Below are 23786 nucleotides of genomic sequence, written 5' to 3'. Positions count from 1 at the left end.
CCGGCGGCCCACCCCGGTCTGCACCACTCCAGCTGGATGGTGTCCGACATCGACCAGACCGAGGACTGGAAGCCGAACGACTGGGACTGCCCGGCCGCTGTCTGGAGCCCGGAGATGCCGGGCGACTTCGTCACCAACCAGGAGGCGAAGCCCGCCTGAGTGTCGGCCCCCCGCAACTCGGCTTGCCGGGCGAGCCGTTGGCGCCGGCACTGTGAGGTCGAGCGCTGGTGGACCGCTTCAGCGTGATGCGGAGGCCTGGCGTCTCTTCACCCACGGGACCGCGGCACCGATCGCGCACAGACAGAGCAGGGCGATGGCAGGGCCACCCAGGAAGAGAACGCGCTGGACAGAGCTCGCGGCGGCGTATCCGGCGCCGACTTCGGCCATGGCCCACAGACAGGCGGCGGTGGCGCCGTAGGGAGCGATGCGGTGGTACGGCAGCCGGGTGGCCCCCGCGAAGTGAGGGGCGAGGGTGCGGACCACCGGCAGGAAGCGAGCCAGGAAGACGGCACGACCACCATGGCGAGTCATCAGTGCCTCGGCCCGGCGCCAGGCCGCGCCGGGGATACGACGCCCCGCGCGACCCGAACGCAGTCGATGACCCAGGAGCCTTCCGGTGCGGTGGGCGAGGAAGTCACCCGCGACGACGGCGACGGCCGCCGTCCCGACCACGGCAGGGAGGCTGACCTGGCCCGTGCGGGCCAGCGCGCCCGCGGTCAGCAGCAGCGTGAGCGTGGGGACGAAGGCACCGATCAGAAGGATCGACTCGGCCAGCACGGCCAGGGCCACCACGGTGTAGACACAAGCAGCGGAAAGGTGGCCGAGGATGTCGGAGAGCGCGTTCACCGACCGGCCACGACCCGGTGGCTCTCCCGGTCGTGGGGAGGGGCGAGAGGGCGTCGCAGGTGCCAGACGTGCGCCGGGGGCAGATTGGCCCACACGGTCCAGCGGCCGGTGGCGTAGCGGCGCTGATATGCGGCCATGACCTCGTTCACCTCGGCGTGCCGACGGGCCTCCGCTCGGGACGCGGTCAGCGCACGGGCCCCGCGGGTGCCTATGTACGCGAAGTAGGTCAGGGCGCCCCCGGGGCGCAGCAACTCCATGTACCGAGCCATGATGCGCTCGACCTGCTCAGGGGCGAAGTTGGTCAAGGGAAGCCCGGAGACGATGACGTCGTAGCGCTGCTCGGTGCTGAGGTGCTCGACGTACGTCTGGTGCACGGCAGCCCGCCCGGGCAGGCCCGCCGGATGGGGGTGCGTGGCGACGAGGTGACGCAGTCGCGCGGCGAAGCGTGGGTTGGCCTCGACGACGTCCAGACGGCTGCCCCGGGACAACTGAGGTATCAGGACACGGGTGACCGCGCCGGTTCCGGCGCCCGCTTCCAGGACGGCCGACGGGCGAGCCGTGGCCCGGAGCGGATCGGTCAGAGCGCGGGCGAGAGCCTTGCCGCTGGGGGCGATCGCCCCGGTGGTCCGCAGGTCGCGGGCCGCTTCCCTCAGGAACATCCAGCCTTCGGTACGGCGCCGCGCCAGGACAGGGTCGGGGGAGGAGGTGGTCCAGTCGTTCATGGTTTCGACGCTAGAAATCCGCGCCCACCATCACATCCGTCGTTGTGCGACCGCCTCCCCCTACGAAAGTAGGGGGTCTGCGGAGCGGATCGTCGGGTCAGGAGACACCGCGGCCTGCCTAGGATGGCCAGGGTGAGCTGGAGCGAAGGCCCGAGGTGGGCTGCCTGGGGGCGCGTGACGCTCGTCGCGGTACTCGTGCTGGTCGCCGTACTGAACGGTGCGGCGGTCCGCGGCGGTCACTATCTGGCCCCGGTCACCGCCGCGGCCCTGCTGTGCGGAGTCGGCCTGCTGGTGCCCGGTCTGCGCGGGCCGGTCGCGCCGCTGGTGGTCACCGTGGCCACCGCGTGGCTGGGGTGGCCCCTGCTGCCGCTGCTGGCGGTCGTCCTGTTCGATCTGGCCGTGGACGGCCGGGCGCGGGTGGCGGCGGGATGTGCCGTCGCCGCGCTGGGCGCCAACCTGTTCAGCTACCCGGCAACCACGTTGTGGGGAGAGCAGCGGTACGCCTCCACCCTGTTCGTGCCGCTGCTGGCCATGGCTGTCGGCCTGTGGCTGGGCAACCGGCGGCGTCTTGTGCGGGCGCTGGCCGCCCAGGTGGCGCACCTGCGGGTCGAAGCGGAACTGCGGGTGGAAGCCGCTCGTGCCACACAACGGTCCCGTATCGCCGCGGAGATGCACGACGTGCTCGCCCACCGCTTGAGCCTGATCGCTCTGCACAGCGGTGTCCTGGTCACCAAGAGCGACACCCTGCCCGCGCCGGTCGCCGAACGCCTGGGCCTGCTGCGGACGACATCCACCGAAGCTCTGGCCGACCTGCGTGACGTCCTCGGTGTTCTGCGCGACCCCGGCTCCACTCCGACGGACGGCACCCCCGCACCCGTTCTGAGAGACGTGCGGGAACTGGTCGACGAGGCCCGTGCCGCCGGGCAACGCATAGAGCTGACGGTCGACGGTCTTCCCGAGCAGGCACCCACCACCCATCGTCTCGGCGTGTACCGCATCGTCCAGGAAGCGTTGACCAACGCCCGCAAGCACGCCGACGGCGCCGCGGTGACCGTCCGCGTCGACTACCGGCCGCCCGCGACACGGGTCGAGGTCACCAACCCCCCTGGCGCCGCGCGCACAGACACGGTCGGCGCCGGCTACGGGCTCGTCGGTCTGCGCGAACGCGTCACCGCCCTCGGCGGTCGTCTGGACGCCGGACCCGCCGGAGCGGGGACCTGGAGACTGACCGCTCGCATCCCCCACCAGGTCGGCACCGAACAGAACGGCACCCGCACATGATCCGCGCCATGATCGTCGACGATGACGCCCTGGTCCGCCTCGGCCTGACCGACCTCCTCGACGGCGACCAGGGCATCGAGGTCGTCGCCCAGGCAGCCGACGGTCTCCAGGCCATCGAGCAAGCCACCGCACACCGCATCGACGTCGCGCTCGTCGATGTGCGCATGCCCCGCATGGACGGCATCACCGCCACCACCAGGCTGCGGTCCCTCTCCCACGCCCCGAAGGTGATCACCCTGACCACCTTCGACCTCGACGAATACGTCTACGACGCCCTCGCCGCCGGAGCCGACGGGTTCCTGCTCAAGGACACCGACCCGGCCGAAATTCTGCGTGCCGTCCACCTGGTGGCGGCCGGCTCGGCCATGCTCCACCCCAGCGCGGCGCGCCGCCTCATCGACCGCTACCACGCCACCAACCAGCCGCAGGCCACGGCGGCCCGGGCCCGGCTTGACCGGCTCACCCCCCGCGAACGGGATGTGCTGACCCTGCTGGCCCGAGGCGACACCAACGCGGACATCGCCGCCCAACTCACCATGCGGGAAAGCACAGTCAAGGCCCACGTCAGCCGCATCCTGGCCACGATGGAAGTCACCAACCGAGTCCAGGCGGCCCTGTTGGCCCGCGACGCGGGGCTGACCACCTGACGGGTCACGCAGAGCTGGACGACCCCGCGTGCCCGACTCCCGCCGAGGGACGCCAGCCAAGTCGGCGGGACACGGCCAGACCGGAGGCGATGACCGCCGGCCGTACCGTCCGCGGATCGACCGAACCGGCGCTCACCACGACCGACAGGGCCGCGACGACCTTGCCCTCGTCGTCGAGGACCCGGGTGGCCACCGAGTCGGCCCCGGGTGTCGCCTCCTGGAGGACGACGGCCACGCCGGTCTCGCGGCACTCGTCCAGCTGTTCCCGCAGCCGCGCCGGATCGGTGACCGTGCGTTCGGTGTACGCGGACAGACCCCGCGCGAGGACCTGCTCGATCAGCTCGGGGCCGGCGTGGGCGAGCAGTACCTTGCCCACGCCGGAGCAGTGCAGCGGCAGCCGCCCGCCGACCTTCGACATGACGTCCACCGCGTTCCCCGCGGACAGCCGCTCCACCAGCACGGCCTCGCTGCCTTCCAGCACCGCGAGCTGGACGTGCTGGCGCAGCGCGGTGTGCAGGTCGTCCATGAACGGGAGGGCGACGGTGCGCAGCGGGACGCTCAGGGGTGCCAGGGTGCCCAACTGCCACAGCCGGATGCCCACGCTGAAGGAGCCGTCCGGTGCCCGCTCCAGCGCCCCCGCCTCGACGAGTTCCAGGGCCAGCCGGCGCACCGTGGCATGAGGCAGGCCGGTCTTCCTGGTCAGCTCGGCCAGGGACAGGCGCGACCGGCCGGGCCGGAACGCGAAGAGAACGTCGAGCAGCCGCGAACTCACACTGCGACCGGGCTGACTGGTGCGCGGCATCGGCCCTCCGCTCCCCGACGGGGCCACGGAACGGCCTGTCCATTGAATGAACGTAGCACTTTCGGTGCTCTCGGGGCCCCGGCCAGGATCCAGGTCAGCAGGACGCTCTCCCTTGCAGCAGAGGAGTGGAAACATGCCCACCCGATCCGAGCCCACCCACCTGTCCGGTCCGCGGATCGCCGTCATCGGGGGCGGCATCGGCGGTCTGGCCGCCGCGGCCTTCCTGCACCGCGCGGGGCTGACCGCCACCGTCTACGAGCAGGCGCCCGCGCTCGGCGAGGTCGGCGCCGGACTCGTGGTGGCCCCGAACGCCGTGCGGCTGCTGCGCCGTCTCGGCGTCGTGGAACACCTCCTGCGCCGGGCCGTGCCACTGGACTGGGGCTGGGAGTTCCGCCGCTGGGCGGACGGCGGCGTGCTGTCGGTGGAGAAGCTGAGCGACGTGTGCGAGCGGCTCTACGGCGAGCGCACCTACGCCGTCCACCGGGCCGCCCTGCTGGACACCGTCAAGTCGGCCGTGCCCGGCGACTGGATCCGCCTGGGCGCCCGCTGCACCTCGATGGACGAGACCCCGCACGGCCTGCGACTGCGCTTCGCCGACGGCAGCAGCGCGCAGGCGGACATCGTCATCGGCGCCGACGGCGTGCACTCCGTGGTGCGGGGCGCGGTCGCCGAACCCGCGCCGCCGGAGTACTCCGGCATCTGCGCCTTCCGCACCGTCGTGCCCGCCGACGTCGCACCCGAGCTCGCCCTGCGCCCCGCGCAGACCCTCTGGCTGGGACCCGGACGGCACTTCGTGCACTACCCGATCAACGGCGGACGGGCCGTCAACGTCGTCGCCTTCGCCCCCGCCGGGGACTACACCGACGAGTCATGGAGCGCGACGGCCACGATCGAGGAGTTCCACGCCGAGTTCGCCGGCTGGGACCCGAGGGTGACGGACCTCATCGACGCGGGCGGCCTGCCCGGCCGCTGGGCGCTGCTGGAGCGGGCGCCGCTGCGGCGCTGGAGCCGGGGCCGGGCCACCCTGCTCGGGGACGCCGCCCATCCCATGTTCCCCTTCTTCGCCCAGGGCGCGGCCCAGTCCATCGAGGACGCCGCGGTGCTGGCGCGCTGCCTGGCCGAGTCCACCGACGACCCCGAGCGGGCGCTGAAGCGGTACGAGGCGGTGCGCATCGAACGCACCACGCGTCTCCAGCAGATCAGCCATGCCCGCCGCGACATCAACCACCTGCCCGACGGCCCCGAACAGCAGGCACGCGACACGGCACTCGCCGGTTCGGACCCTCTGGTGGGCAACGGCTGGATCTACGGCTACGACGCCGAGCAGGTCCCCCTGTCGTGAAGGCCCGAAGGAAACACCCCCCCAGGTCGGCCTACCCGCGCCGCCCACCCGAGGCCTCTTCGTTCACCGAGGCAGGGCCGCCCGACCTGCTCAGTGTCTCGGAGGGCGCGACACCGAAGCGCCGGCGGTAGGCGGCGGAGAACCGGCTCAGGTGGGTGAAGCCCCACCGCCCGGCCGCTTCGGTGACCGCCGTGGCACCCGTCAGGAGTTCGGCGTGGACTCGGTCCAGACGGACGTTGCGGAGATAGGTCATCGGGGTCACGCCGACGTACTCGCTGAAGCCTTCCTGGAGGCGTCGGGCGCTGACGCCCGCCGCCTGGGCCAGGTCCCCGACGGTGAAGGCGGTCTCGGGGCGGGTGTCGATCAGGTCGACGGCCTTGCGTACCGTCCGCGGGTAGGCGGGAGGCTGCGGACGGTGCAGCGCTTCCGTGTAGTTGTGTGTCTGGGCCAGCAGCAGACTGCTCACCAGGAGGCGCTCCACGTGCTGCTGGACCACGCGTCGGCCGATGAGCCCACCGGTGCTGTCGGACTCGGCCAGCAGCAGGTCCAGGGTGTTGCGCCAGCTGCGCGCGGGCGCGGACGTCAGATCGAAACCGAACGCGAAGTCCAGCGGGGCCTGCAGCGGGCGGCCCAGGAGGGCCTCGAGTTCCGCCTCGACAAGGCTCCGGTCGATCTTGATTCCCAGATGTTTCGCGCCGTGGTCGCAGCTCAGCAGCCGGTGCTGCTGTGTCGGTGTGAAGACCATGGCGTCACCCGCGCCGGCCGTCATCTCCTGCCGTCCGGTGGCTGCTTCGATGGACCCTCGCAACACGACATTGACGTGGTAGTGCGACGGCGTCCGCCCGGGATCGACGCGGGTGCGCTGCCCGAACGTCATCAGGCCGATGGTGATGTGCTCGGTGCGGGTGCCACGGAGTTCCCCGCCGGGGCCCTCGGTGCCCGACAACGGAGTCACCTCGGCCGGATAGAACAGGTCGTTGAGGCGTTCGCGGAAATCCTCGAAGCCCGAATCGCGGCACAGCACATGGCTCGCCAACAGTGACCGGCCCATGCGTCATTCTTAACCCCGCCTCGCCTCGTCAACAAGGGGTGAGAGAACAAGGGGTGAGAGGAAGTCGTCGCGTGATCCGGCTGCCCGTCGCGTTCCGCGGATATCGCCGCCCGGCTGAGACTTCGTAACGTGGCCTCAGCCCGGTCGACCGTCCGCGCTGCGCCGCCCTCGTCGCACAACGGGAGCGGCCGCACGCCGCGACCACGGCCCCGGCCGAAGAACGCCCGCCACCCCTGGAGGTATGTCATGTCCGGCACCGAGGAAGCAGCGGAGGCCGTCACCGCCGCGGCCGTCGACAGTTTCCGCGACACACCGGACCCCCGGTTGCGTGACCTGCTCCAGGGACTCGTCCGCCATCTGCACGGTTACGTCCGTGAGCTGCGCCCCACGATCCAGGAGTGGGAGTACGCCGTGGAATACCTCACCGCGGTCGGGCAGACATGCGATCCCACCCGTCAGGAGTTCATCCTCCTCTCCGACGTACTGGGTGTCTCCATGCTGGTCGAGACGGTGAACGAGCAGGGCGGCGGCACCGAGAGCACGGTCCTCGGGCCGTTCCACGTCGTGGAGTCCCCGAAGCGGGAGAGCGGGGACACCATCGATCTCGTGGGCACCGGACAGCCCGGTGTCGTGTCGCTCCGCGTCACCTCGGCGGACGGCAGCCCGCTCGCCGGAGCGAACGTCGATGTCTGGCAGTGCACCGAGGACGGCTTCTACGACGTGCAGCAGCCCGACGTCCAGCCGCTCGGCAACGGACGCGGTCTCTTCCGCACCGACGACGAAGGCCGCGTGTGGTTCCGCACGGTCGTGCCGAGCCACTACCCCATTCCGACCGACGGCCCGGTGGGAGTGCTGCTCGACGCCACCGGACGGCACCCGTACCGCCCGGCCCACATCCACTTCATCGTCGAGGCCGACGGCCACCGGCCGCTGACGACGCACATCTTCGTCGCCGACGGCCCCTACCTGGACTCGGACGCCGTCTTCGCCGTCAAGGAGAGCCTGGTCGTCGACTTCGCGCAGGTCGACGACGAGGAAAAGGCCGGCGCCTACCGGGTCACCGCTCCGTTCCGGCTGGCCGAGTTCGACATCGCCGTCGAGCCCGAGACGAACAAGGACGCCCGATGAACACTCCGCTCGACTTCAGCTACCAGGCGCTCCCGATGCGTGTGGTCATGGGCCACGGCGCCCTCGACCGGCTCGCCGACGAGATCGACCACGCCGGCCTCAAGAGGGTCATGGTGCTCTGCTCGCCCGAACAGCGGGAGCTCGCCGAGACCGTCGCCGGTCTCATCGGCGCCCGAACGGCGGACATCCACCCCCACGCCCGGATGCACGTGCCCGCCGAGTCGGCGGCCGAGGCCCGCAGGCGCGCGAAGGAGGTGAACGCGGACGGCTGCGTCGCCGTCGGCGGCGGCTCGGCGATCGGCCTCGGGAAGATCGTCGCCCTCCAGTACGGCCTGCCCATCATCGCCGTCCCCACGACGTACGCCGGGTCCGAGATGACGCCGGTGTGGGGCATGACGGAGAACGGCGTCAAACGCACCGGGAAGGACCCGCGCGTCCTGCCGGTCTCGGTGCTGTACGACCCCGCGCTCACCGTGACCCTTCCGCCAGCCGTCTCCGTCACCAGCGGCATGAACGCGATCGCGCACGCCGTCGAGGCCCTCTACGCGCCGGACGCCTCCCCGGTCATCGACCTGATGGCCGAGGAAGGCGTGCGGGCACTGGCCGCCGCACTCCCGGACGTCGTCGCCGACGGCACCGACCTCGACGCCCGCGCCCGTGCCCAGTACGGCGCCTGGCTGTGCGGCGCCTGCCTCGGCGCCACCACCATGTCCCTGCACCACAAGCTCTGCCACGCCCTTGGCGGCACCCTCGACCTGCCGCACGCCCCCACCCACACCGTGGTGCTCCCGCACGCCCTCGCCTACAACCAGGTCGCGGCACCCAAGGCGGCCACCGCGCTCGGCCGCGCCCTCAGAACCTCCGCCGACCCGGCCACGCATCTGTGGGAGCTCGCCGGCCAGCTCGGTGCCCCACGGTCCTTGCGCGAACTGGGCATGGCCGAGAGCGACATCGACCGAATCGTGCAGGTCGCGCTGGCCAACCCCTACGCCAACCCCCGCGAGGTGACCGCGGAAGGCCTCGGCCGACTCCTGCGCGCCGCCTGGTCCGGACAGCCCCCGACCGCCTGAGCGACCCTCCTCCGCCTGCTCTGGTTCAACGATTCATCTTGTTATCAGGAATGGGTGGCTCCTATCATCAGGATGCCGGTCGGAGAACCAGAGGCCACCCTCGGGCAGGAGTTCCGCATGAGCGCGATCCGCCGTGTTTTGCTGCCACTGCTCGTCGCCTCCGGGCTTCTACTGGGCGTGTTGTCAGCCGCGCCGCCCGCGGTGGCGGCGGGCGCCGGCAGACCCTGGACGATTCCCGCACTGAAGCAGTGGACCACCGCGGCCGGCTCCGCCGGGTCCTTCACCGCCGACGCCTCGACCCGCGTGGTGAGCGACGATCCCCAACTCGCCGCCACAGCCCGCACCTTCGCCGCCGACCTCGGCAACCTGCTCGGCCGTGACATCGATGTCGTCCCGGGCCCCGCCCGGCCGCACGACGTCGTCCTGCGCACCGACCCGTCCGTACGGCCCGAGGCCGAGGGATACCGCCTCTCCGTCGCCGCCACCACCGTGGTCAGCGGTGCCACCGACACCGGGGTCTTCTGGGGCACCCGCTCCGTGCTCCAGATGCTCACCCAGCAACACACGCTCCCGGCCGGAACCGGCAAGGACTGGCCGGACTACCCGTACCGCGGCATCTCCCTGTGCAACTGCGCGAAGTTCTTCTCGGTGCCCTGGCTGGTCCGGCTCATCAAGGACATGTCGTACCTCAAGTACAACCAGCTGCACCTGGAGATGCGGATCGCCAGTACCGCGCACCCGGAGAACAACTCCGCCACCGACCCGGTGTACTCGCCCGCGCAGGTGCGCCAGATCGTCAGCGCGGGGAAGCGCTACCACGTGCAGGTCGTCCAACAGGTCGGCACGCCGGGCCACATGGACTACTACCTCGCCGCCCACCCGGAGCTGCGGGCCGTCGACTCCTCCGGGGCCGCCAGCCCGTCGAACCTCGACATGGCTGATCCGAAAGCCCTGCCGTACGTCAAGTCCCTCCTCGACGAGCAGATGCCGCAGTTCCCGGGCGGCGTCTGGTACGGCGGCGGTGACGAGTACCTGAGCTCCGCGGCGGGCTATGAGCAGTACCCCTCGCTGGTGAAGTGGGCCCAGGAGCAGGCTGGTTCAAACGCTCCCGCCGCCGACTCCTGGGTGCTGTGGCAGAACCGCGTCCACGACTACGTCGCGAGCAAGGGCCGCACCCTGCACGTCTGGAACGACCAGCTCTACGAGGGCCTGCCCACCAAGCTCGACCCGGGTGTCGTCGTCGACTACTGGATCCACCAGGACGGCCGGACGACCCCCGCCGAGATCGCCGCCAACGGCAACGACCTCGTCAACGTCTCCGACTCCCTGTACTACGCCAGCGGCGGCCCGCCCAACGCCCAGTGGATCTACGAGACGTTCACGCCCTCCCTGTTCAGTGGCGGCCTCACCCTGCCCGCCGACGACCCCCATCTGCTGGGCTCCGCCATGGGCGTGTGGCCCGCCGCCTACGGGGACACCCAACACTCCGTCGAACAGGGCCTGTTCGGGCCGCTGCGGGCGCTCGCCCAGAAGAACTGGGGCGGCACCGCGCTCGTCTCCTCCTACGCGGACTTCCAGCCCGTCGAGCAGGCCGTAGGCCACGCCCCCGGTTACGACAGCGCGGGCGCGCTTCCCGGGGACCGCGTGTACACCCTGCGGGCGGGCAACGGCTCGTACGCCGTCGCGGCCGGAGCCGGGGACCGTACGGGCTCGCTCGTCACCGCCAACGGTGCTGATGTGGCCGGGGGTTGGCTGCTGACGGAGGACGCCGACGGCGTGTACACCCTGCGTTCGCAGGCGGACGGACGCTGCGCCGAGGTCTCCGGCCAGTCGTACGCGCAGAACGCCCGCGTCGTCACCGCGGACTGCGCGGCCGACTCGGACGCCCAGAAGTGGCTCGCCGAACCGACCGCTGACGGGCTGGTGGTGCGCTCCGCGCTCAGCGGACGCGTGCTCACCGCGCCCTCCGGCGGGGCGGGCACGGCGCTCGTCCAGCGGTACGACACCGGCGGCACGGGCCAGCGGTGGACGGCGGCGCCCGCAGCCTCACAGGTGACAGGTGCCCTGACTGTCGGCGCCCCGGTCGTCCCGGCCGGCCAACAGACCGGCGTCACCGTGTCGCTCACCAACCACGGCAGCCGCCCGGTCGCCCTGCCGGACGTGTCGCTCCACACCCCCGACGGCTGGACGGCCGAGCCCCAGGGCACGCCGCCGGCCCGGCTGGACGCGGGTGCCACCGCCACCCTGAAGTGGACCGCGACGGCCCCGCGGGACGCGGCCACCGGCTTCGCCCAACTGCGGGCGGTCTCCGCCACCCAGGGCGCCACCGGCTCGGTGATGACCACGGCGGCGAGCCTGAAGGGCGCCACCGCCTTCGACGCGGACTTCGTCTCCGGCACGGTCACCCCGATCGACCTGGCCACCGGCACCGCGCAGGACGCCATCACCGCCGGCAAGCTGCCCGGCACGATGGTCGCCGACCCTTCCGGTAAGACCCTGTACGTCGCCAACCAGGGCTCGGGCTCGGTCAGTGTCATCGACACCGCCACCCGCGAGGTCACCGCCACGGTGCCGGTCGGCCCCACCCCGGCGGGCCTGGCACTGTCGCCGGACGGCACCACCCTGTGGGTCTCCGCGTACAGCGACAACGCCGTGCAGCCGGTCGACCTGGCGACCCTGACGGCGGGCCCGGAGATCCCCGTCGGCGCCGGACCCGAGAACCTGGCCATCAGCCCGGACGGCGCCACCCTGTGGGTCGCCTGCCGCACCGGCAACCAGGTCGTCCCCGTGGACACCGCCGCCCGTACGGCGGGCACCGCGGTGCCGGTGGCGAACAGCCCCTTCGGCATCGCCGTCAGCCAGGACGGCGGCACGGTGTACGTGGGGCAGCAGACGGCGAAGACGGTCCTGCCGATCGACACTGCCACGCACACCCCGGGCACCCCGATCGACGTCGGCGGCTCACCCTTCGGGCTGACCGTCAGCCCGGACGGCAGGACCCTCGCCGTGGGAGTGAACGACACCTACACCGCCGCCTTCGTCGACCTCGCGACCGGCAAGGTCCGCAGCAATGTTCTCCTCGGCCAGCAGCCCACGCAGCTCGCCTACACCCCCGACGGGGCGGTGGCGTACGCCGCGGTGGGCGCCGACGGCACCGTGGTACCGATCCTGACCGCCGACGGTGAGACGGGCCCGCCGATCAAGGTCGGCAGCTACCCGATCGCCGTCACGGTCGTGGGGGCACCGTGAGCCTGTCCGCCCGCTGACGAGACACCTGCCGCCCTCACGGCCGGGAGTGGGCGTCACCTGAGCGGAGGTGCGCTCTCAACCCGTGCTCGGTGTTGCTCACGTGCAGCAGAGCGGCGGCCTGGCTGAGGGCGGCATCCCTGGTGCGGAGGGCGTTGAAGATCGCCTCGTGCTCCGCCAGGGTGCGGCCCGCGGCCTGGGCGTCGATCAGCCCGCGCCAGATGCGGGCGCGCAGGGTGCGGCCGGAGATGCCTTCCAGGATGGTGAGCAGCGACTCGTTGCCGGTGGCCGAGACGACCGCGCGGTGGAAGGCGGCGTCGTGGGCGTTGAGCCGCTCGACGTCCTCGCGGGCCTCGCGCATGGCGTCCAGGTGCCGTTCCACCTCCGACAACTGCTCGTCGGTGATCCGGGTGGCGGCCAGCGCGGTGGCGACCGGTTCCAGCAGCCGCCGTACCTCCATGAGGTCCTGCAGCGCGGCCGAATCGCCCTGCAGCAGCTCCACCGCCCCGCTGAGGCCCTCCAGGAGCAGGCTCGGCTGGAGGCTGGTGACATAGGTGCCGTCGCCGCGGCGGACCTCCAGAACCCGGGCGACGGCCAGCGCCTTGACGGCTTCACGGGCGAGGTTGCGGGACAGGCCCAACTGGGCCGCCAGGTCGGGCTCGGGCGGGAGCTTCGAGCCGGGGGGCAGGGCGCCGGTCCGGATCAGTTCACGGATCTGCTCGATGGCCTTGTCCGTCAGAGACAACGCGACTCCCTCCCTCAGCGTGCCCCTCGGGCATGTCCGACCTGATCAGTCCCTGAGCACGGAGAGCGTCGCAGAGACTGTCCGGGATCCGCTGAGCGTGGAGTTTCACGTTCCGTCCGACCTGTTCCGGATTCCGCATACCGAGGGTGACATTGATGATAGACGGATGCGTCGGGCGGACCAGACGGGACCGTCGGGGTAGCTGTACTCCTTCAGGGACTCCGGGTGCATCTGTGCGCCCAGTCCGGGCAGGGTCGGGGCCAGGTAGTGGCCGTCGGTCACGCGAACCGGGTCGACGAAGTGTTCGTGCAGGTGGTCGACGTACTCGATGACCCGGTCCTCGGTGGTGCCGGAGACGGCGACGTAGTCGAACATCGACAGGTGCTGGACCATCTCGCACAGTCCGACGCCGCCGGCGTGCGGGCAGACCGGCACCCCGAACTTCGCGGCGAGCAGCAGGATCGCGATGTTCTCGTTGACGCCGCCGACGCGCGCGGAGTCGATCTGCACGATGTCGACCGCGCGGGCCTGGAGCAGTTGTTTGAAGACGACGCGGTTCGCGATGTGTTCGCCGGTGGCGACCTTGATGGGGCTGACGGCCTCGCGGACGGCGGCGTGGCCGAGGATGTCGTCGGGGGAGGTGGGCTCCTCGATCCAGTACGGGTCGTAGGGGGCCAGGGCCCGCACCCAGTCGATGGCGGGCTGGACGTCCCATCTCTGGTTGGCGTCGACAGCGACGCGGATGTCCGGGCCGACGGCCTCGCGGGCGACCCGCAGGCGCCGCACGTCGTCCTCGAGGTCCGCGCCGACCTTCAGCTTGATCTGGGTGAAGCCGTCCGCGACGGCCTCGCGGGCCAGGCGGGCCAGTTTCTCGTCGGAGTAGCCGAGCCAGCCGGGCGTGGTGGTGTAGGCGGGGTAGCCCTGGTCGAGCAGGTGGCCGACGCGCCGCTCGCGGCCCGGTTCGGCACGGCGCAGGATCTCCAGGGACTCCCCGGGGGTGAGGGCGTCGGACAGCCAGCGGAAGTCGACCTGGGCGATCAGTTCCTCGGGCGACATGTCGCTGAGGAAGCGCCATACGGGCTTGCCCGCGCGCTTGGCCGCCAGATCCCAGGCGGCGTTGACGACCGCGCCGGTCGCCATGTGGATGGTCCCCTTCTCCGGGCCCAGCCAGCGCAGTTGGGGGTCGTGGACGAGGGAGCGGGAGAAGCCGCCGAGGTCGGCGCAGACCTCCTCCACCGACAGGCCCACCACGTGCGGGGAGAGGGTGGCGATGGCGGCGGCCTGGGCGTCGTTGCCGCGGCCGGTGGTGAAGGCCAGGGCGTGGCCCTCCAGCCCGTCGCCGGCGTCGGTACGCAGGACGACGTAGGCGGCCGAATAGTCCGGTTCGGGGTTCATGGCGTCCGAGCCGTCGAGGTGTTCGGAGGTGGGGAACCGCACGTCCAGGATGTCCAGGGCGGTGATGCGGGCGGATGAGGGCTCGGTGGCGGACACGGCGGCAACTCCTGTGAGGGGGGGCAAGAGGAGACCGGTCCCCTTGAGAGAGATGGGATGTATGTATAGGTGAGGTTCGGGTCGCTGTCCAGTCTCCAAGACATAGAATGTCTAGACGATCACAAGACGCAAACAAGGGGAAGAAAGCGACAAAAAGCCTGCCGCTTGGCTTCTTTCATCCCTTGATACCCGTTGACATCCCGGGTTACATGGTCGATCTTCGTGCTAACCGCCGGCGCCTCGGGCTCGGTGAGTGGCGCTGCCCCCCCACTCCGCATCAGGGATGTCTCCATGTCGAGTTCGGTCAACAGACGTCAGTTCCTGGCCGGTGCCACCTGTGTGGCCGCGGCGACCGTGGTCGGAGGTGTGTTCGACGTGGGCCCCGCTCAGGCCGCGCCCGGCACCTACACGCCCGACTGGAACTCGGTGGACCAGCACCCCGCGGCCCCGGAATGGTTCAAGGACGCCAAGTTCGGTGTCTACTTCCACTGGGGTGCCTTCAGCGTCCCCGCCTATGACAGCGAGTGGTACCCGCGCAACATGTACCAAAGCGGCAGTAACGCCAACAAGCACCACGTCGCGACCTACGGCCAGCCGTCGGCGTGGCCGTTCCACAACTTCATCGTCGGAGCACAGGACCTGGCGGGCAACACGGTCAAGTTCGCCCCGAAGCTGAAGTCGGCGGGCGGCAACTTCGACCCCGACGAGTGGGCGCAGCTGTTCGTCGACGCCGGTGCGAGGTTCGCAGGCCCGGTCGCCGAGCACCACGACGGGTTCTCCATGTGGGACAGCCAGGTCAACGAGTGGAACTCGGTCGACAAGGGCCCGGGGCTGAACCTGCTGCGACTGTTCTCCAAGGCCATCCGGGCCAAGAACCTCAAGCTGCTGGTGGCCATGCACCACGCGTACCACTACAACGGCTACTACGACTACGCGCCCGCCCAGACCGACCCCAGCCTCAAGAAGCTCTACGGGCAGCTGGGTACGGCGGCGGAGAACCAGCTCTGGTACGACAAGCTCAAGGAGGTCATCGACCGCGCCCAGCCCGACATCCTCTGGCAGGACTTCAAGCTGGACGCCGTCGACGAGACCCAGCGACTGAACTTCCTGTCGTACTACTACAACCAGGCCAACAGCTGGGGCAAAGAGGTCGTCGCCACCTACAAGGACGGCCTCAACGGCAAGGGGGAGGTCTTCGACTACGAACGCGGCGGCCCGGCCGACCTCACCTCCCCGTACTGGCTCACCGACGACAGCATCTCGAGCAGCAGTTGGTGCTACACCCAGGGGATCGGCTACTACACCATCCCGCAGATGCTGCACTCGTTCCTCGACCGGATCAGCAAGAACGGCAGCATGTTGCTGAACATCGCGCCGATGCCCGACGGCACGATTCCGCAGGCGCAGAAGGACATCCTGCTCGGCATCGGGGACTACCTGAAGCGCTTCGGTGAGTCGGTGTACGACACCCGGGCGTGGACCACGTACGGCGAGGGCCCGACCAAGATGGGCGGCGGAGCGTTCACCAAGCCGACGGCCGGTACCGCGCAGGACATCCGCTTCACCCGCAACAAGGCGAACAACGTCCTGTACGCCACCGTCCTCGGCTGGCCGGGCAGCTCGGTGACGATCAAGAGCCTCGACTCGAACCGGATCGACCTCTCCTCGCTGACCTCGGTGAAGCTGCTCGACTCGACCGCCGGCAGCTACATCAGCCTGCCGACGCCGACCCAGACCTCCACCGGTCTCACGGTGACCCTGCCGTCCTCGGCGCCGTTCAGCGCCCATGCCTACGTCCTGAAGCTCGCCTTCTCCGGAGTCATCCCCGGCCAGCGGCCGTTGGCCGGGGCCGCCTGCTTCACGGACGTCGACTACGCCGGCACCGGTGCCGTGCTCGCCCTCGGCGACTACACCGCGAGCGCCCTGACGTCAGCCGGACTGAGCGCCCGGACCCTTTCCTCCCTCCGGCCGGCCGCGGGCTGCCAGGTGATCGGCTACTCCGGGGACGACTTCACCGGCACCTCCTGGACCTTCACAGCCGACAGCCCCGACCTGCGGGTCACCGGCAACAACGACGCGATCACGTCGCTGAAGGTGCAGTTCAACCCCTCGACATACCTGCGGATCACCAACGTCACCGACGGCTTGTCCCTGGACGGCGGCGGCGACGTCGCCTCCGGATCCGACCTGAAGCAGTGGACCTGGGACGGCAGCCCCAACCTGCAGTGGCAGGCGGTCGAGGTCGGCGGCGGTTACTACAAGCTGGTCAACCGCACCAACGGCATGGTCGCCGACGGCTGGGGCGCCACCACCGGCGGCTCGCCCGCCCGCCAGGCCGCCTGGAACGGCGCCGCCAACCAGCAGTGGACGATCACCCACCGCGGAGACGGCCGCTACTCCATCGCCAACCGCACCACGGGCCTCGTCCTGGACGGGGGCGGCAACGTCTCCTCCGGCTCCGTCACCAAGCAGTGGACGTACGACAGCAGCACCAACCTGCTGTGGACCTTCACGGCGCTGTGACACGGGGACGAGGCCGGACGGCGGCCCCGGCCGCGCGCTTCCCCCTCAACTCCGCTGCTCAGACTGGTCGTTCGCGTTGTTCGCGAGGAGTTCCCGGGTACGGCGCAGCAAGGCCTCGCGTACCGTCTCGGGCGACAGGACGCGCAGGGGTGTGGCCAGGCTGAGGAGGTACTTGGCGAGCCCGTCCGCGTCGGGGCCGCCGATGTCGACGATCGTGGCGTCGGGGCCGTCAGGGCGGTGGGCGCCGACTGTCGATGGGATGAGCCGCAGGACCTGGTCCATGGGCATCGGGACGTGGACCGTCGCCTGGAGCAGGTAGGGGCCGGTCGAGACGGAGCGGGAGACGAGCAGTGCCGGGTCGGGTGGGTCGGTGAATTCCACCGGGTGCCCGGTGGGGTGCAGTCGGTCGACTCTGTCGGCCCGGAACGTGCGCCATTGCCCCTGTGCCACGTCCCGGGCTACGAAGTACCACTGGCGTCCGGTGTGGACGAGGCGGTACGGGTCGACGTCTCGGACCGTGGCGTTCCCTTCCCAGTCGCGGTAGGAGAGACGGGCGCGCTCGCCCTGGCGGCACGCTGCGGCCAGCTCCAGCAGCAGGCCGGGCGTGATCTGCGGCTTGTCGGCTCTGGGGGTGTGCACGAAGGAGGCGTCCATCTCGCCCAGCCGGTGGGCGATCCGCTGCGGCAGAACCTGCCGCAGTTTCAGCAGCGCCGACAGTGCGGCCTGGTCGCCGCCGAGAGCGCCACTCAGTGCCGCTTCGCGCAGCCCGATGGCGACGGCGAGTGCTTCTTCGTCATCGAGGATCAGCGGAGGCACCCGGGATCCGGCACGGAGACGGTAACCGCCCCACGGTCCGGGGTCGGATTCGATCGCGTAGCCGAGTTCCCGGAGCTTGGCGATGTCCCGCCGCACGGTGCGGTCGGTGACCGTCATCCGACCGGCCAGCTCGGCGCAGGTCCAGCTCGGCCGGGCGGCCAGCAAGGCGACCAGTCGCAGCAGGCGGGCGGAGGCGCTGATCACGCGCTGAAGTGTTCCACATGACCAGGACCGAATCTGTCCTGGTCCGGTCATAGTGTCCTCGTCATGACCACGAACAACACGTCCGCACCCGCGTTTCGCTACTCGGCGGTCACCTTCGACTGCCCCGACCCCGCCGTACTGGCCCGTTTCTACGGTGAGGTCCTCGGCCTGCCCATGCTGTTCTCCACGGACCACTTCGTCCTGCTCGGCCAGGAGGGCGGGGCCGGACTGGGGTTCAACCGGCTGGACGACTACCGCCGTCCCACCTGGCCGGACTCGTCCCAGGAAAAGCAGGCCCACATCGAGGTGGGCGTCGATGACCTGGATGCCGCCGAAGCGCAACTGCTGACCCTTGGGGCCGTGAAGCCCCAGTCCCAGCCCGACCCTGATCGGTGGAGGGTCCTGCTGGACCCCGCAGGCCACCCGTTCTGCATCTCCACCCTGGTCTGAGTGCACACATCCCGTCAGGAAGGAAGCAATCATGACGCCGGGCGCTGCTGAAGCCGCTCGTCACCTCGCCGCTGATGTGGAAGGGCATGACGTCCGGTTCGGTTACCGGACCACGGTGATCCCCGGCGTCCGCATCGGTCACGGAGCGATCATCGCTTCCGGCTCCGTTGTCGTCGACGACGTTCCCGGCTCCGGCATCGTCGGCGGCGACCCCGCCCGCCTCATCCGCCGCCGCTACGGCGACACCGCGTCGGACGGACGGGCGGCGGTCGCACGTCTTGACCCCCGTTGCGCCTTGCGCCTACGCTCCGGCTGCAAACATCGGATGCCTTCGCGAAGTTGGAAGGCTTGATCGATGTTCCAAGTCGTCCACCCGTCGTGCCCGTCACCGCAGCTACATTGGCTTGACGTCCTATCTGAACGGTGATAACACCCTGGCTGCTGTGCGACGGCCGGGGGGCAGGAGCTCATTCCACAGCTGGCCATGTGGGTGTCAGCCGGACGCTCGGAGGTCCGATGAATAGATTGGTTCGTTTGGTGTCCGGCCTGACGGCAGCACTGCTCGTCGGCGCTCTCGGCACCGCGACCTCCTCCTCCGCGGCGCCCGCTGCACCACCTGTGCTGCTCCGCGTGGCACCGGACGGGTCCGGATCGGCGTGCACCCTGTCGCGGCCCTGCTCCTTGCTCGGCGCGCAGCAACGTGAGCGGCAGGTGCTGGCCGGAGACCAGGGCGCGGGCAGGGATGTCGTCGTAGAGCTGTCCGACGGCACGTACCGGCTCACCGCGCCCCTGCGGTTCGGACCGGCCGACTCCGGCCGCAACGGGCACCGGGTGACCTGGACCTCCGCACCCGGCGCTCGTCCGGTGCTGAACGGCGCGACGCGGGTGAGGGGTTGGCGGCTGACCGATCCGGCGAAGAATGTCTGGTCCGCTCCGATTCCCACGGGCCTCGCCACACGGCAGATCTACGTCGACGGCAAGCAGGCGCCGATCGCGCAGACCACCCCGGACGAGCAGGGCGTCACCTTCGCGGCCGCCGACGGCGGTTACACCACCTCGTCGGACTGGGCCGCCGCACTGCGGGACCGGATCGGTGCCGCCGCGATGTCGCGGGTGGAGTTCGCCTACACCGGGAAGAACGGGGACTGGACCGAGTCGCGCTGCCGTGTCGATTCCGTCAGTGGGGCCACCGTGCTGATGCAGCAGCCCTGCTGGCGCAACATCACCAGCCGCCCGGTGTTCACCCAGGCATCCGGAGGCCTGCCCAACATGAAACCGGGCACCGCGCCGACCCGGATGGAGAACGCGTACCCGTTCCTGCACACCGGGCAGTGGTATCTCGACCCGAAGCGGCATGAGCTGAACTACGTTCCGCTGCCGGGGCAGGACGTGAACCGTCTCGACATCGAGGCACCGCGTCTGACCGCGCTGGTCACTGGCGCCGGCACCCTCGATCAGCCGGTGCACGACATCACGTTCAGGGGGCTGCGGTTCGCGTACGCGACCTGGAACGAGCCGAGTTCGGCCGCCGGGTTCGCCGACGTGCAGGACAACCTGCGGCTCACCGGCGACGACCCCACCCACCCGCAGGGGACATGCACGTTCGGAACCCCGCCGGGCACCTGCCCGTTCGGCTCGTTGACCCGTCAGCCGGGCAATGTGCAGTGGAGTGCCGCGCACGACGTGACCTTCGAACGGAACACGTTCACCGGCCTGGGCGCGGCGGGGCTGGTCTTCGAGTACGGCAGCAGGCACAACACGATCCAGGGCAACGTGTTCAGCGGCATAGCCGGCAACGGCGTGATCCTCGGCGACACCACCGACCCGCACCCGTCCGACGTGGGCGCGGACGACCGGGAGATCAACGCGTACAACACGATCGACAACAACCTGATCGAGCACGTCGGCACCGATTACCCGAGCGCGGCGGCCATCACGCTGTTCTTCACCCAGCACACCGCGGTGACGCACAACGACATCCGGGACGTCCCGTACACCGGGATCAGCGCGGGCGTCATCCAGGGACACGTCGACAACGTCGACCACCCCGACAACACCACGAACATCAACAGCGACAACACGATCAGCGCCAACCTGATCCACGGCTTCATGCAGGTACTCGGCGACGGCGGCGCCATCTACGCCGAGGGCCACCAGGGCCGGACCGTCCTCGCCGCCGACGGCTCCGTCGACCGCGCCGCGAGCATCGCGCACGGACTGCACGCCACCGGCAACGTCGCCTACGACCAGGGCAACGTCAACTTCACCTGGTACGACGACGCGGGAGCGAAGTGGATCAACTGGGACGGCAATGTCGAATGGAACGGCAAGCTGTCCCAGGGCGGCTGCCAGACCACCGGACACTTCGACGTGACGGGCAACTACTCAGCGCAGCCCATCGGCCAGTACCACTGCACGCCGCCCGGCGGAATCGACGTCACCTACACGGACAACAAGGCCCTACCCCTACGGCCGACGGCGAGCGACCTGCCGTCGGGGACGATACGTGACGCCGGCCTGCAGGACGACTTCCGGGATCTGGTGACCGACCGGGCCCCGCAGGTCAGCTACGCCCAGGCCGCGGACGGAAAGGTCTTCGTGGCCGGGGACGGATTCACGGCCCGCACCCGGGTGAGCTTCGCCGGTAAGCCCGCCGCGTCCGTGACGGTGCACTCGCCTGCCTTCCTGACTGCCACCCCACCCTCCGGCACGAAAGTGACCTCGGTGACCGTCACGACACCCGCCGGCGCGGCGTCCGGCGTGGTTCCGGCGCCCGACGTCGCGCTGGGCAAACCCGCCGAGCAGTCCTCGACCATCTCGTCCAACTACCCGGCGAGCTATGCCGTGGACGACGACCTGCGTGACTACGCGGGCACCAAGACCGACACGCAACCCTGGTGGCAGGTCGACACCGGAGCCTCCTACCCGATCGACAAGATCGCCGTCCACAACCGGGCGGACTGCTGCGCCGACCGGCTCGCGGACTACTACGTCTTCGTGTCCGACACGCCGTTCACCTCCGCCTCGCTCAGCGACACCCTCACTCAGCCAGGAGTGTGGTCGACGCACCAGAGCGAACAGGCCGGCAGGCCGAGCACGATCGACGTGGGGCGCACCGGTCGATACGTCCGCGTCCAACTCGCCGGGACCAACCAACTCGCACTCGCCGAGGTGCAGGTCCTGACAGCGCCTCAATGAACGATCGGGCATCCTGAGGACGGCATTGATCATCGCCCCGGACTGACGTCGGCGGCGGCCTCCTCGATCCCGTCGAACGGGTACCTGGTCACGAGTCCGTCGAACGGAAACCGGCCGCGCTGGTAGAGGGCGAGCAACCGGGGGAGCGGCACCCCCGGCGACACGTCCTCGGCGCTGAGAGCGCAAGTCGCCGCCGGAGTCGGCGAGTTGGTGGCGCGGGGCGGCACCGCCCCCGGGTTGGCCACAGTCCTCGTGGGGCGCCCGCGGCACAGCTGCTGCTCGCTCGCGACGCGACGGTGGCGATGTGCCACTCGCGGACCAGGGACCTGGGGCCGATGACCATCGCCATGCTGCTGGACAATGCCCTCCACGCTGCCCGAGGCCGGCAGGCCGGGGTCCGTCAGCCGTTCCCGGGGCGCCCTCTGTGACGCTGATCACTCGCCCCGGTTTTTATTGAGGCTTTAAGCGTCCTTCGCGTACCTTCGTCACGTCAGCCGAAACGGACAATTGTCCGCTTCGGATCGAGACGCCACCCGAGGAAGTTCCCCATGTCTCTCGTTCTCGACCCCACCGCCCAGGACCTGCTGTTCCGCGAGGCCCGCACTGCCAACACCTTCACCGACGAGGCGGTGACCGACGAGCAGGTGCAGGCGATCTACGACCTGGTCAAGTATGGCCCGACCTCCATGAACGGGTCGCCGCTGCGCATCACGCTGGTCCGCTCCGCCGAGGCCCGCCAGCGCCTCGTGAAGCACCTCTTCGAGGGTAACCAGCAGAAGACCGCCGCCGCACCGCTGGTCGCCATCCTGTCCGCGGACAACGAGTTCCACGAGCATCTGCCGCAGCTCCACCCGCACTTCCCGCAAGCCAAGGACCTCGTCTGGGGTGAGCGCGCGTTCCGAGAGAAGCACGCCCCCCTGAACGCCGCCCTGCAGGCCGCCTACTTCATCATCGGCGTGCGCGCCGCCGGTCTCGCCGCCGGTCCGATGACGGGCGTGGACCTCGCGGGTGTCCAGAAGGAGTTCCTGGACGACGACCACACCCCCCTGATGGTCGTCAACATCGGCAAGCCGGGCGAGGGTGCCTGGTTCCCGCGCTCCCCGCGCCTGGACTACGACCAGGTCGTCACCACGGTCTGAGGCGGCTCCGCGTGACAAGGGCCTCGCCGACCGTACCGGCTCGCTGCGCCCCGGCAAGCAGGCCGACGTCATCCTGCTGGACAGCCAGTGCACTGTTCATCTCATCGACCTCAAGGGCGGCCGGACGGCAACTGCTGGAAACGGCAAGGCCGTTGGACTGAGGGCCGAGAGGTGCTCGCACGGGTACGCGCTGCCCCTCACCCGCGGTTGCTCGCGGACGAGGCGCAGTATGAGCACGCAGACGACCGTTGGAAACCGCCTACCACTGTGGAGACGAGCATGACTGAACGCGCCGACCGAATCATCGCCGCCCTGCGCAGCGGACACGATCACCTTGCCTCACTGGTGCGCGGCTTCGGTGCCGCCGACCTCACCAAGGAGTCCGGAGCGGCCGCGTGGGATGTGTCGCAGGTGCTCAGCCACCTGGGCAGCGGTGCGGAGATCGCCCTGGCCGTCCTCGAGGGCGCTCTGGACGGCACCGGCCCCAAGGACGCGGACTTCAACACGTCGGTGTGGGCACGCTGGGACGCGATGTCCCCGGGCGAGCGGGCGGAGGGCTTCGTCCCCGCCAACGAGACGCTGGTGACCCGCTACGAAAGCCTCGACGCGCAGACGCGCGAGAACCTGCGGATCAACCTCGGCTTCCTGCCGATGCCCGTGGATGTGGCCACCGTGGCGGGCCTGCGGCTCAGCGAGTTCACCTTCCACACCTGGGACGTCGAGGTCGCCTTCGATCCGGCGGCCGTCCTGGCGTCGGACGCGACCGGGCCGCTGCTCGACCAGGCCGGTCTCCTCATCGGCCGCCTCGGCAAGGCCGACGCCGTGGACGGTCGTCCGGTCCGCCTCGCGATCCGGACCACCGCGCCCGACAGGTCCTTCGGCCTCCACCTCGACGAGACGGTCGCGCTCGGCGACGCGCCGGCCGACCCCGACGCGGTGCTGAGCGCGCCCGCGGAGTGGTGGCTGCGCCTCACGACCGGCCGGCACGCGCCCGCGTACACGCCGACGAGCGTGTCCCTCACCGGTGCCGCACTGACACTGGACGACCTACGGCGCGTCTTTCCCGGGTTCTGAGTCACATCGAC

The 23786-nt window shown here is 70.3% G+C and carries 20 protein-coding genes and 1 pseudogene; 13 read left to right on the top strand and 8 right to left on the bottom strand.

All coding sequences use genetic code 11. The features are described 5' to 3' along the window. The first annotated feature begins 36 nt into the window (after positions 1 to 36). Positions 37 to 159: a hypothetical protein gene (locus tag ACFYRY_RS05200; protein ID WP_389141136.1), complete on the top strand. Its 123-nt coding sequence runs from the start codon at positions 37 to 39 to the stop codon at positions 157 to 159. 78 nt (positions 160 to 237) lie between these two features. On the opposite strand, the gene ACFYRY_RS05195 is transcribed toward ACFYRY_RS05200, so the two are convergent. Continuing rightward, positions 238 to 846 carry a DedA family protein gene (locus ACFYRY_RS05195; RefSeq protein ID WP_389140205.1) on the bottom strand — a complete coding sequence of 203 codons (609 nt, stop codon included), beginning with the start codon at positions 844 to 846 and terminating at the stop codon, positions 238 to 240. Beyond that, complete coding sequence (locus ACFYRY_RS05190; RefSeq protein ID WP_389140203.1) at positions 843 to 1568, bottom strand: class I SAM-dependent methyltransferase; 726 nt, start codon at positions 1566 to 1568, stop codon at positions 843 to 845. The genes ACFYRY_RS05195 and ACFYRY_RS05190 overlap by 4 nt, the downstream gene beginning before the upstream one ends. Before the next feature lie 132 nt (positions 1569 to 1700). Between ACFYRY_RS05190 and ACFYRY_RS05185 the strand changes: the two genes are divergently transcribed. Continuing rightward, positions 1701 to 2849: a sensor histidine kinase gene (locus ACFYRY_RS05185; RefSeq protein WP_389140200.1), complete on the top strand. Its 1149-nt coding sequence runs from the start codon at positions 1701 to 1703 to the stop codon at positions 2847 to 2849. Next, positions 2846 to 3496, top strand: coding sequence for a response regulator (locus tag ACFYRY_RS05180; RefSeq protein ID WP_389140197.1), 651 nt, complete (start codon positions 2846 to 2848; stop codon positions 3494 to 3496). The genes ACFYRY_RS05185 and ACFYRY_RS05180 overlap by 4 nt, the downstream gene beginning before the upstream one ends. 4 nt (positions 3497 to 3500) lie before the next feature. On the opposite strand, the gene ACFYRY_RS05175 is transcribed toward ACFYRY_RS05180, so the two are convergent. Further along, entirely contained in the window at positions 3501 to 4298 is a 798-nt protein-coding gene (locus ACFYRY_RS05175) for an IclR family transcriptional regulator (protein ID WP_389140195.1), read from the bottom strand. 133 nt (positions 4299 to 4431) lie between these two features. Here ACFYRY_RS05175 and ACFYRY_RS05170 point away from each other — a divergent pair, with 133 nt between their 5' ends. After that, positions 4432 to 5640: an FAD-dependent monooxygenase gene (locus ACFYRY_RS05170; protein ID WP_389140192.1), complete on the top strand. Its 1209-nt coding sequence runs from the start codon at positions 4432 to 4434 to the stop codon at positions 5638 to 5640. A gap of 31 nt (positions 5641 to 5671) precedes the next feature. On the opposite strand, the gene ACFYRY_RS05165 is transcribed toward ACFYRY_RS05170, so the two are convergent. Next, positions 5672 to 6691, bottom strand: a complete 1020-nt coding sequence (locus ACFYRY_RS05165; protein WP_389140189.1) for an AraC family transcriptional regulator — start codon at positions 6689 to 6691, stop codon at positions 5672 to 5674. Between the two features lie 246 nt (positions 6692 to 6937). Between ACFYRY_RS05165 and ACFYRY_RS05160 the strand changes: the two genes are divergently transcribed. The 3 genes from ACFYRY_RS05160 to ACFYRY_RS05150 all read left to right on the top strand — a co-directional run bounded on the left by ACFYRY_RS05160 (position 6938) and on the right by ACFYRY_RS05150 (position 12138). Further along, positions 6938 to 7819 (top strand): dioxygenase, encoded by an 882-nt coding sequence (locus tag ACFYRY_RS05160; protein WP_389140186.1) that lies wholly within the window; start codon positions 6938 to 6940, stop codon positions 7817 to 7819. Further along, positions 7816 to 8889, top strand: a complete 1074-nt coding sequence (locus tag ACFYRY_RS05155) for a maleylacetate reductase (protein WP_389140183.1) — start codon at positions 7816 to 7818, stop codon at positions 8887 to 8889. The genes ACFYRY_RS05160 and ACFYRY_RS05155 overlap by 4 nt, the downstream gene beginning before the upstream one ends. A gap of 117 nt (positions 8890 to 9006) precedes the next feature. Next, positions 9007 to 12138 carry a family 20 glycosylhydrolase gene (locus tag ACFYRY_RS05150; RefSeq protein WP_389140180.1) on the top strand — a complete coding sequence of 1044 codons (3132 nt, stop codon included), beginning with the start codon at positions 9007 to 9009 and terminating at the stop codon, positions 12136 to 12138. Between the two features lie 34 nt (positions 12139 to 12172). On the opposite strand, the gene ACFYRY_RS05145 is transcribed toward ACFYRY_RS05150, so the two are convergent. Both ACFYRY_RS05145 and ACFYRY_RS05140 read right to left on the bottom strand, forming a co-directional pair. Next, a complete protein-coding gene (locus ACFYRY_RS05145; RefSeq protein WP_389140177.1) occupies positions 12173 to 12880 on the bottom strand; it encodes a FadR/GntR family transcriptional regulator in 708 nt (235 codons plus the stop codon). Positions 12881 to 12985: 105 nt separating this feature from the next. Further along, entirely contained in the window at positions 12986 to 14371 is a 1386-nt protein-coding gene (locus tag ACFYRY_RS05140; RefSeq protein WP_389140175.1) for an L-fuconate dehydratase, read from the bottom strand. 291 nt (positions 14372 to 14662) lie between these two features. Between ACFYRY_RS05140 and ACFYRY_RS05135 the strand changes: the two genes are divergently transcribed. Beyond that, the gene (locus ACFYRY_RS05135; protein ID WP_389140173.1) at positions 14663 to 16894 is read left to right on the top strand and encodes an alpha-L-fucosidase; all 2232 of its coding nucleotides are present in this window, start codon (positions 14663 to 14665) and stop codon (positions 16892 to 16894) included. A 45-nt stretch (positions 16895 to 16939) separates the two neighbouring features. Here ACFYRY_RS05135 and ACFYRY_RS05130 read toward each other — a convergent pair whose 3' ends face one another. Then, on the bottom strand, positions 16940 to 17914 hold the full coding sequence (locus tag ACFYRY_RS05130; RefSeq protein ID WP_389140170.1) for a helix-turn-helix transcriptional regulator: 975 nt from the start codon (positions 17912 to 17914) through the stop codon (positions 16940 to 16942). A gap of 63 nt (positions 17915 to 17977) precedes the next feature. Between ACFYRY_RS05130 and ACFYRY_RS05125 the strand changes: the two genes are divergently transcribed. The 3 genes and pseudogenes from ACFYRY_RS05125 to ACFYRY_RS05115 all read left to right on the top strand — a co-directional run bounded on the left by ACFYRY_RS05125 (position 17978) and on the right by ACFYRY_RS05115 (position 21562). Beyond that, positions 17978 to 18364 (top strand): VOC family protein, encoded by a 387-nt coding sequence (locus ACFYRY_RS05125; protein WP_389140167.1) that lies wholly within the window; start codon positions 17978 to 17980, stop codon positions 18362 to 18364. Positions 18365 to 18440: 76 nt separating this feature from the next. Next, a pseudogene (locus tag ACFYRY_RS05120) lies at positions 18441 to 18608 on the top strand (antibiotic acetyltransferase); the annotation flags it as partial. Between the two features lie 293 nt (positions 18609 to 18901). Continuing rightward, positions 18902 to 21562 (top strand): discoidin domain-containing protein, encoded by a 2661-nt coding sequence (locus ACFYRY_RS05115; RefSeq protein ID WP_389141092.1) that lies wholly within the window; start codon positions 18902 to 18904, stop codon positions 21560 to 21562. Positions 21563 to 21591: 29 nt separating this feature from the next. On the opposite strand, the gene ACFYRY_RS05110 is transcribed toward ACFYRY_RS05115, so the two are convergent. After that, positions 21592 to 21873, bottom strand: a complete 282-nt coding sequence (locus ACFYRY_RS05110; protein WP_389140165.1) for a hypothetical protein — start codon at positions 21871 to 21873, stop codon at positions 21592 to 21594. Between the two features lie 237 nt (positions 21874 to 22110). Here ACFYRY_RS05110 and ACFYRY_RS05105 point away from each other — a divergent pair, with 237 nt between their 5' ends. Then, the gene (locus tag ACFYRY_RS05105) at positions 22111 to 22701 is read left to right on the top strand and encodes a malonic semialdehyde reductase (protein ID WP_389140162.1); all 591 of its coding nucleotides are present in this window, start codon (positions 22111 to 22113) and stop codon (positions 22699 to 22701) included. 279 nt (positions 22702 to 22980) lie between these two features. Further along, entirely contained in the window at positions 22981 to 23775 is a 795-nt protein-coding gene (locus tag ACFYRY_RS05100; RefSeq protein ID WP_389140159.1) for a maleylpyruvate isomerase family mycothiol-dependent enzyme, read from the top strand. The last annotated feature ends 11 nt before the right edge of the window (positions 23776 to 23786 follow it).

The organism is Streptomyces sp. NPDC005263 (assembly GCF_042872365.1).
In the GTDB taxonomy this organism is placed as follows: Bacteria; Actinomycetota; Actinomycetes; order Streptomycetales; family Streptomycetaceae; genus Streptomyces.
Note: the sequence above shows the minus strand (reverse complement) of the source record. Positions and strands in the feature narration are given on the sequence as shown.